The following is a 9,705-nucleotide window of genomic DNA, read 5'->3' on the forward strand; positions in this document are numbered from 1 at the left end:
GTGTTCAGTCACTGATTGGATCAATTTTGCAGCGAGAATTTCCTCATCCCACTCGGCCATGTAATCTGCGTCAGACTTACAAATAGCCGTAATAACTGTCAAGCGAGCGATCTGGCGCATGAACCTTCGAGCGGAAGCGAGCGCCACTATGAGGTCGCCATCGAGTTTCAACCTGCCAGTTTATGAGTTCAGTTAACCAGCGGTGGCTGAATAGGGCCTCGTCAAAAAGTCCTTGGAGGAATCTTGTTAGATCGCTCGCTGTCGTTACCAAACCGCCTCCGGCCCAGTCGCAAGATAGATTCTTAGCCCAAAGATCGTCCTCTCCATCATAGTGGTCAGGACAAACGCATACATATCTTAATAATGGGATATCGTCTCACGACACGATTGAGCGTTTGTTTGCCCGTCTGCGTCCTGTGCAATTCCAAGCGCGTTTTTTGAGGTGGGTGAATGCAGCGTTTGCGTTGACTAAGGGACAATTGATTAGCCTTGATGATAAAACGCTACGGGGAAGCTACGAGCGTGGTGGCAAGCGAGGCATGATTCATATGGTGAGCGCCTGGGCGAGTGAGAATCAAATTGTTTTAGCTCAGCGCAAAGTGGATGAGAAATCGAATGAAATTACGGCCATTCCAGAACTCTTGAACGTGTTAGACATAGAAGGAGCCGTGGTGAGCATAGATGCGATGGGCTGCCAAACTGCAATTGCCGAACAAATTGTGGCTCAACAGGGAGACTATGTTCTGGCGCTCAAAGGGAATCAGGGTAGTCTATTGGAAGATGTGAGTCAACTATTTTCCCATGCTCAAGCGACAGGGTTTGAGAGAATTGAGCATGACTATTATGAAACCCAAGAAACCGGTCATGGTCGCCAAGAGACCCGTCGCTATTGGGTGATGGGACAAACGGACTATCTCATCGGTGCTGAAAATTGGGTCAAGTTAACTACGGTCGGGTGTGTCGAGTCTAAACGACAAGTCGGCGATACCATCAGCCATGAGATGCGTTACTACCTGCTGAGTCTACCGTTGGATGCAAAGCGCTTTACCAAAGCGGTTCGGGGCCACTGGGGCATTGAGAACCAACTCCATTGGAGGCTCGATGTAGCGTTTCGAGAAGATCAATCTCGGGCAACTACAGGCTACAGTGGTGAAAATCTAGCCGTCATTCGACATATTGCCGTTAACTTGTTGTCACAAGAAAAATCTGTCAAAGGTGGCACGCATGCAAAGCGACTCAAAGCAGGATGGGATGACCAATATCTGTTCAAGGTGCTAGCCCAAGGAGATAACGCTAGTACCAAATTGTAAAGAAACGTATGCGTCTGCCCTGTGGCTGCGGTTCAGGCATGTGCATCATCTGTTTGGAGATGCGGTCTGCTTCCTGCTCGTAGATGTCTCCGGGAGAACTTACCGTGAGCTTTGCCTGGACGTTTGCTGGCGACCTATGGCGTACCGGTATTCGGCTGAAATCGTGCGCACCGCGAGTTGATTTTGCCCGACGGGGTATCGTAGACTTGGCGGGTGTAGCATGCTGAGGTGCATTCGGTTTCTGTGCGAAAGTGCGCATGGTTAGTCTCCTTCCGTTCGATTATCAAATGCCTAACGTTGCCTATCACCCGCCGCAGATAACCTTTGCCACAACCGACACCTTTTGACGGTCGGTGTGCATGGGCGTTGTTAGACGGCACTCAACACTTATTTGCTAAAGCGAGATAGCTACCATACACTGCCATAAGTGGAAAGTGCCAGCCGAAATGCCGTGATACTTTGCCTGAGCCATAAATCTCAACTCCTGAAAATCCATGCATTTCCAACCTAAATCGTAAAACTTTGGGAAAATGTTGGGTCAGATGACTAATACCATAAACCGATGTTCCACTCAATTTACTTCTGATGTAGTTGGGATTTGGAGTGGTAAGAAGTAGCCTTCCGCCAATCTTCAAAATTCGTTGAAACTCGCATAATGTTTTGTCTACGTCAGCAGAGTAGAGATGTTCAAGGAACTCACCAGCAACAATTACATCTACAGATCGATCCTCAATAGGTATATCCGTTGAAAGACCATATACTCCTTGGGAATAGCATTCAGGCAGAGCGTCTAATCTCTCTTGTACACAATCAAGTCCTAATAGCGTCAGGTTTGAGTTTAGCTCCTTAAGGCGTAATCCACCTCTACCAGTGTTGCAACCTACGTCAAGGACTTTTATGGCTTCTTTTGGGAAAAAGTTGAAAAACTGATCGTATCTTTCCAGAGTAAAAGGATCGCGTTCAGAAACATTTTGTTGGGCATTCTGAACTTCGTATTTCTCGTGCAGATTAACCATATTTTATTTCTCCAAGCTAAACATAAAAAACACGTAGTTTCTGGAAATAGCGATGCAAACTTAATTGCTTCACCGAAAGCTAAAAATATTGTCCCATTAATAACTTTGTGCTCACTTGCTCCTGAACACCCTAAGATAATTTTCGATTTACACCCTCACCTACAACTCAGCAGTAGGCTAACGGAACAAGTCACCAGCGCGAGCCAAAGCTAAAAAAGAAGCAATAATAAGTGTTTGCCGAGTGTCAGGTGCACTGACTCGTTAGACATAAACCAGGAAACAGGCACTTATAAATCGTAGCAGATCAACCGAAAGCAAACCTAGTTCGCAACACAAAGTTAAGAATTTATTGCGGCTATACCAATTGTTTCAGTAAGAGAAACGCAATGTCTTAATACTCAGAAACCAAAGGCTTATGAACGATGGAGGGATGTAGGTGAAGGGGCCAAGGGCTAACGGTGGAGTTGAACCGCACTTCCTCCTTAACGTCGTCAGGCGGTTAACGGAAGTGTCGGTTCCAACGGAATGTTGTTGGGACCCGTTGTACTATAGGGTTCCCAAGCGATAACATTTAAATCGGGTCACTACAACTATGCGTTATCCAGACAAAGTCTGGATAAATACCTCTCAGTCGGAGTTACCCAGACTTTGTCTGGATAATCACCCTATAAGCATATCGCCCAGAAAGTTTCTGGATAATACCCTCAGATTCGGAGTTATCCAGAAAGCTTTAAGGTATCTTTACTAGTTTATATGAACTATTGAGTAATAATTGCTACATAGGAGTTTCATGATTTTTGTGTAGTCATTCATATGCAATCTAAGCCGAGGACCTTACTGGAAGCTGTCCGTGATGCTATTTGTATACAACATTACTCGTAATCAACTGCAACATTTTTGGCTTGACGTGAGAAATGACTTAGCGGTACCTTAGTTCTCACGCCCTTCTGGGCATGACCACAAAGCTCAATATTTGGCACCAGCGGCAGGTGTTTGCACCACCGCACCGCTGGCTAACCCCGTGGCTGAGTAAGCAGTCCGAGGCTTGGGATACTTTATCCTATTGCTGCCCCGGTTTGCATCACATAATCGGGGCAGCTAAATTTGAGCTTTGGTTTCTTCCTAAACGTCTGGAGACCAAGGCTTATGTTTCTCGATATTACCCAGGGCGCGGTAGCGTCCACATTATCTGTTGGCACCGAACCGCTACCCGACCACCAATACGAAACGGTGCGTCACCTGCTGTTTGGTAGTCTTTTAGCTGTACGGCTGACCATTCAAGACCTGCACAGCAAACGCTACGCCGAACCTAATGACTGGAGTAAACCCATCTCTACCGGACGCCCCAATGAAGTGATGGCCATTTTGACCAAGCGGATTGCTCTTAAGCAATAGGCACCGAGCGGGTGCCGTATAAAAATACGGTTTATTCAAACTGTGGTGGTAATTCTTGTGGGGATACTGTACCGGGTCTGCTAGGAACTGGCACCCTGTTTGTACTGCCATTGTCTCCATTTGCGATCGCACCTCCACCCGCTTCGGTGTCTTTTCCTGCATCCCCAGGGGACGCCGTGTCCCCTGTATTAACAACAATAGTCGGACTCTCTGGCGTAGGATCATAGGTGATAATCGTGATCGACCGGGTTAGCTGCTCTCCGGCCACATTGGTCACCTGTAGAGAAACCAGCGTTTCCCCTGGTTCTGGACTCAGCGGTACAGGCAGTGCTCCCGCTGTGGGCACATCGCCAGGAGCGGGCATCAAAATCACCTTAGTCCCCGAATTATCTTCTACTTCCCAGGCTAACTCCAAATTAGTTAACGGCTGTCCTTCGTCAACAGGTACCAAATAGTTGGGCTGAGCCGGTTCACCATTGAGGGTAAATTTCAACAAACGCGGCGGACGCGGTTGAATTTGTGTGGGTTCACTGGTCAATAAAATTGGTTCCTCAGGCTGTTCTCCTTTGGGAACAGCCAGCAGGTCAAAGGTGTAAACCCCCGCCTGACGTAAGCCAGTGGGCACATTCTGACAAACCAGCTGAGTTTCTAACGTACAAAAATTGGTCAGTTCTTTGGGGATACCCGTCTGAAAATCAAACGACAATGTAGGAACAGCTACGGTCCCTTCGGCATCTCGACCAATGAGATGCAGACTGGCTAGCTGTTTAGGATCTGCCACTACCCAGTTTACCCTGGCCACATGGGGATCTTTGTCGGGTAGAGATGGGATAAATACGGTGTTTGCCGTCGCCCCATCCGACATCTCTTTTGGCTTGGGTGGAGCTTCTGCATAAATGGCTGATGTCGGTACTAGCTCTACAATGGCAGGTAATGGAGCCGGAGCAATGGACACCGGTAGGGTGGTTGATTGAGTCGGAGTCGCATTCCGACCGGGTTTGGGAATAAGGGACAGGGTAAAGATATAGTCTCCGGCTCGTCTGGCATCGGTGCGAATATTACGACAGGTGAGCTGTCGTGCCTGTTCCACACATAGTGCTTCTAAATAGGGTGGTAACCCTTGCGAGAGATCAAACACCAGGGGGCCACTCAACAGCTCACCCTCGGTGGACAGACCAACAATTTCTAACCGCTGAATCCGCTTTGGATTCACAATTTCAAAACCAAGATGGACCGTATCACCTTGGGTGGCATCATAGGCGGTGTCTTCTGGGGCAAAGCGTAAAATATTGGCCGGGGCTGGCGGACGTACAAAAAAATACCATGCTAACCAAATCAGCCCTAGAAACGAGCCGAGTAATAACAATATCACCGGCAATATTTGCCACCAGGGGCGAGCTTCCCACATTAACAGTCCCTGCATTGGCACCTCGGGCAGAGGCTTTTGCTCAGGGTCAGTGGCAGTGATCTCAAAGCTGATCATCCGCCCACCACCAAACAGGGGACGCTTCCAAGGATTTTTGGGGTGAACGGAGATTTGACTCACCAACGTTTGTTGGGGAGCCAACGTCAGAGATTGGGGCTGAATCTGATAGTCACACAGGGCGCTATCTTCTAAACCTAAAATTCTAAAATCTAGAGTTCTGGGGGTATTACCCTGGTTACTGGCTTGAATGCTGTAGAGTCCTGACTGTTGTTGAACCCGACTTACCAGGGTGCGAAAGCGAGTATCCAGCTGATAGACGGGATTGATCGTGATGTAGATAACATCCAACAGATTGAGATCAGGGTTGTTTTCAGACTTGAGCTGGATCGTTGCCAGGAGAGTCCTTGCCAACGCATCCAACGCTGGCGTGATCGTCAACAAAATCACCCCCTCCATCCCCGGATTAAGATCTAGATAGGGTTCTGTGAGGGCTAGACCTGGGGCTTGAAAGCCTTGGGGATAGTGGACAGTGACCCAGTCGTCGGCCAGATCCGTACACTGCAGTCGAAAGCGGTCAACCCGATTGGCCCGGTTGTAGACATGGATTTGGAACTGGAGTGGGTTGCCTGGCAGCGTTTTGATGGGTTTTGCACTGGTGCTGATGGGCTCGACTGCAAATGTGGGATCGCTAACCCTGATGGCCGTGTGAGCTGGGGGTAAGACCTGGAGCGTTTGTTCGTACCGCTGAGGGGGATTGTCGGGATAGTGATTGGGCGCATCCACAATCAGCTGGTAACGGTAGGCTCCCGATAGAGCCGAGGCGGGCACGTCAAAGCAAAAGATAACTTCTTCCCCTTGTCCTGGATCTAGGGCAAGGCGGGTTTGAGCGGTGGAGCACCAGCTGTGAATCGCGGGGGGCAGCTCGTCGAGATAGACATCGATAATGGCACTCTGGTTGCCCTTATTGTTAATCGTGGTGCTGATGACGAGCTGCTCACCCGGCAGGACCTGATCTTCTCCGGAGGAGGAAAGAATAACTCCAATGGGCTGAGAGGGGATGCGCTCAGGTAAATCCGTGGCTATGTCGAGTAGCGATCGCATCGGGACGGAGAAGTTAGTCATAACGGATTGCCTGGGCAGGCTTTATTGTTTGCTTGGGTGCGGTGCAGCTTGACGCGATGGGTGTCGCTGCCGCTAACAACTAACAGGGTTTTCTCCTGTTGGAGAATATCAACGCTGTTGACGGGTTTGCTAAACTGGGCCAGTTGTTGACGGGCCATGACCTGACCGATGGTGTTGAGGGACCACAGCATGACGCGTCCATCGTCGCCGCCGCTGACTAGATAACAGGCGTTTTTGCTGAGGGCAACGGTGTTGATCGGTTTGCCTTGATGACCGTCTTCCCACCGGTCGCTGGGTTTACAGGACGTGCCGTCTTTGAGGCACTGGGCTAGGTTCCACAGGGTGATCCGCCCCTGGTTGTCAGCGGCCGCCAGACGGGTAGAGTTGTCAGCGGCAGTGTCTAAACTGGAGAGATAGTGATTTGGCTCGCCTGGTGGATATTCCAGGATTTGCTGCCGATCTGTTTCAAAATCCCAGAGAACCAGGCGATTAAAGCGTCCACCAACGGCAAGAAGATGGTTGCGTTGGTCCCCTGTTTGGGTGCTGGTATAGGTAATGGGGGCAATGGCTTGAACAGCAAATCCAAACTGCTGCTGTTGTTTGGGAATTGTCTCTTTGCCCAGATTGGCCCAATCATCAATCGCCCAATGAAGCACTAGACCACTGCCGTGGGCACTCAATAGTGTTTGGGAATCATGGCTAAAGCGCAGATCAAATACCCGATCATCTCTCTGGAAAACCAATGATTTTGGGGGTTGCTGAGAGAGAAAATCCCATAGCTGAATTTCACCATTTTCTAAACCAGCAGCCAACAGATCGTTGTTGCGAGGACGATAGCGGACGACGCGGATGGCCTTATCTGTATCTTTTAGAGTCGCCAGATCCCTTAGTCTGCGGGAAACCTGCCAGCGGTGTAGGGTATGGTCATCGGCCCCGCTAATAATGGCATTGGCCTGACCATCAAACTGAACACTGTTGACAGCACCCCGGTGACCCGTGGGCCAGTAGATAGCGGTCAGCGCAGCGATGCATACACCACCTATACCCAGACACTGTGTCCAAAAGGGAATTTTAGGTTTTGCCAACAGTTCAACCGTTTGAGTCGGTGGCCGTATTTCTGTTTGTTGAAGCTGGGGACGCAGCTGAAACTGCTGTCGTCGCTGCCATCCTAGCCAGGGGGATACGGGACTCAAGGTTAGCTTCATGTTAGCCCGATCGCCTGCCTTGAGATCCACCTGGGCGGGACTCAGCTGTAGTATATGAGATGTGGTGCCAGACGGCGTTGGCGGGCGGCGACGCAACGCGGCCCACACTTTTCGCTGCCAGGGAATGTCAATCCGGTTTAGAGTCATGGCAACGGCCTGGCGGACATTGCTCTGATTGTTGAGGTCTAGAGTATGGTGGAGGCTTGCTGATTTCTCTTTTTTTGAGGTTTCTAAGGGGACTGCGTTATCTGTCTTGTCTGCCTCATTTATTGTACAGGTGAACTCTACCCAGCCTGTTGGTAAAACAGTCAGAGTGCCGGACTGTCGTACAATGGGGGCCTCGGCCTGACTAACCTCAATGTGAAAAGGATAAACCTTGGCTTCGCTAGCCAGGGGTGGCTGACAAAGAAACAAGCCGTGGGCACTACCCTGGGAGGCCACCTGTAGACGTCGTTCGTGTCCTTCATTTAGCCATGCCTTGGGCAATCCTTTGAGCGCCAGGCGAATATTAGCTGTATTGCGATTGGCGTTATAAAGCTGCAGGGGAATCTCAAGTAAGTCTCCTGGCACGGTCTGAAAGTCGGTTATGGGCAGCTTAAGCGTGGGAGGAATCACCCCGGACCCGGCCACCACCAGATTGATTAACTGCCGATCTTCTTCCCCCAGTTCCAGACAGGTAACATTGACATTGAGGTTCATTTTTCCGGTAAAGCCACCGGGTATGGGGGGAGGCTCTAGAATATTCACCACAAAGTTGACATGGTCTCCCGCTGGGATTTTGGCTGACAAATCTGGAGTGAGCCGATACCAGTCGGAGGTGGTCTGCCGGGCAACACCTGACGCAGACAGCTCTAGGGCAAAGGTGGCAAAGCGGTCGCTGAGATTGTTGACCATAACTTCAAACTGGTCATGGCCCGTCCCTAGATGCACGGTGTGGGTGGACAGCTGGGTGAGAATTTGTTTAGGCATGGTTTGACTCTCCAGACCTCAACCACTGATGCATTCGCCGTCGCTGGGCAGCAAAGTTTAACAGATTAACCCCCAGCTCCTGGGCGCTACGAATTTCTTCGCGGGGGAGATCGATGTTTTCGCTAATGGACCAGGCTTGGGGTAGGGAACCGATGAGTAACAATAAGCCGCCCCAGCCATAAAGACCAACGGGCTGACCGTTGAGGGTGGGCAGCCGACTAAAGCTGAAGGGCTGTAGTCTCAATACATAGTCCATGGCTAAGGGTTTAAGGTCTAAGCTCTCTTGATGCATAAAAGAGAGCAGGGGGGCTGTGAGTTCTGCTACGGCTTCTGTAATACAGGCTTGAATTTCACTCAGTTCTTGCTCCGCTGATGTGTGTAGCGAAGTGGTTAAGTTTTTGCGGCTGGTGGCTAACGCGCTGCGTAGGTCCATTTCGACCTGATACAGATCTCTTAGCTGTGGTGAAGCTGTTTCTACTAAGACCACCCCCCCTTGCTGTAAATATTGGGCGATTTGAGGCCCATCTGGCCGATCTAGTTGACAAAATTCTTCGTAGGAGAAATGGGTGAGATCGCTCTGTAGGGCCTCTGTTCTTACTTTGCCCAGCAGTGACGGATAGAGACCCGGCAGGGTAGCAAAGAGGGCTTCAAACTGGGCGACCACAGGACTGCGGTGGGACCAGGCAGAGATGCTGGCGGTTAGCTGTGACCGGGGCCGCACCCGCTGGCGGTGACGCAAATCAAGCTGGTTGAGAGTAGGGGAAAACACATCATCAGGGGGTGCGATCGCAACCTCTCCCACCCCTAATCGCACCCGGCACAGTTCCACCTCATCCGCTTCTGCTGGCACATCTTTTTCTAAAATCTGAAACGCTTCTTGGACAATGGCAGACTGGGATGAGCGCTCCGAATGTTTGAGCACAATGTAAATTGTCGTTTCAGCCACAGGCTGTGCTGACAGATAACAGCTTTCGGCATTGGCTACCAGGATAGGATTGCCCTGATTGTCCATGGCTAATCCTGGCTGAATCGTGAGCCAGCGAGGTTGACGATACTTGCTGGGGGCCGTCTCAGGGACAGGCCCCACATTGACGCCTAACCCACTAACAATGCCGCTCTGGTGCAGGGCTTCATAGTAAATAGCCTGGCGCTGTTGGTGATAGCTGTGGGCGATCTGCCAGTGGTCAGCGGTAATGAGCATACCGTCGTTGACTTGGATGCGTTGGAGTGGGGAGGGTTGGATGGGTGCCATGGGGAGGGGG

General features: G+C 50.5%; 6 protein-coding genes and 1 pseudogene. 2 read left to right on the top strand and 5 right to left on the bottom strand.

What is annotated here, in order from left to right:
* Window positions 1-356: 356 nt before the first annotated feature.
* Window positions 357-1,310 (top strand): annotated as a pseudogene (locus tag IQ260_RS21445) (ISAs1 family transposase); the annotation flags it as partial.
* Here the strand turns inward: IQ260_RS21445 and IQ260_RS21450 are convergent.
* A complete protein-coding gene (locus tag IQ260_RS21450) occupies window positions 1,294-1,569 on the bottom strand; it encodes a hypothetical protein (protein WP_193995132.1) in 276 nt (91 codons plus the stop codon). The pseudogene IQ260_RS21445 and the gene IQ260_RS21450 overlap by 17 nt on opposite strands.
* Before the next feature lie 121 nt (window positions 1,570-1,690).
* Window positions 1,691-2,326, bottom strand: coding sequence for a class I SAM-dependent methyltransferase (locus IQ260_RS21455; protein ID WP_193995133.1), 636 nt, complete (start codon window positions 2,324-2,326; stop codon window positions 1,691-1,693).
* Between the two features lie 1,146 nt (window positions 2,327-3,472).
* Between IQ260_RS21455 and IQ260_RS21460 the strand changes: the two genes are divergently transcribed.
* The gene (locus tag IQ260_RS21460; RefSeq protein WP_193995134.1) at window positions 3,473-3,721 is read left to right on the top strand and encodes a hypothetical protein; all 249 of its coding nucleotides are present in this window, start codon (window positions 3,473-3,475) and stop codon (window positions 3,719-3,721) included.
* Between the two features lie 31 nt (window positions 3,722-3,752).
* Here the strand turns inward: IQ260_RS21460 and IQ260_RS21465 are convergent, their stop codons facing one another.
* The 3 genes from IQ260_RS21465 to IQ260_RS21475 all read right to left on the bottom strand — a co-directional run.
* Window positions 3,753-6,269: a COG1470 family protein gene (locus IQ260_RS21465; RefSeq protein ID WP_193995135.1), complete on the bottom strand. Its 2,517-nt coding sequence runs from the start codon at window positions 6,267-6,269 to the stop codon at window positions 3,753-3,755.
* A complete protein-coding gene (locus IQ260_RS21470; RefSeq protein WP_193995136.1) occupies window positions 6,266-8,443 on the bottom strand; it encodes a WD40 repeat domain-containing protein in 2,178 nt (725 codons plus the stop codon). The genes IQ260_RS21465 and IQ260_RS21470 overlap by 4 nt, the downstream gene beginning before the upstream one ends.
* A partial coding sequence (locus IQ260_RS21475; RefSeq protein ID WP_228016329.1) for a hypothetical protein occupies window positions 8,436-9,705 on the bottom strand: 1,270 nt, incomplete at its 5' end. The genes IQ260_RS21475 and IQ260_RS21470, both read right to left, overlap by 8 nt.

This window comes from Leptolyngbya cf. ectocarpi LEGE 11479 (assembly GCF_015207065.1).
Classification (GTDB): Bacteria; Cyanobacteriota; Cyanobacteriia; order Phormidesmidales; family Phormidesmidaceae; genus Leptothoe; species Leptothoe ectocarpi.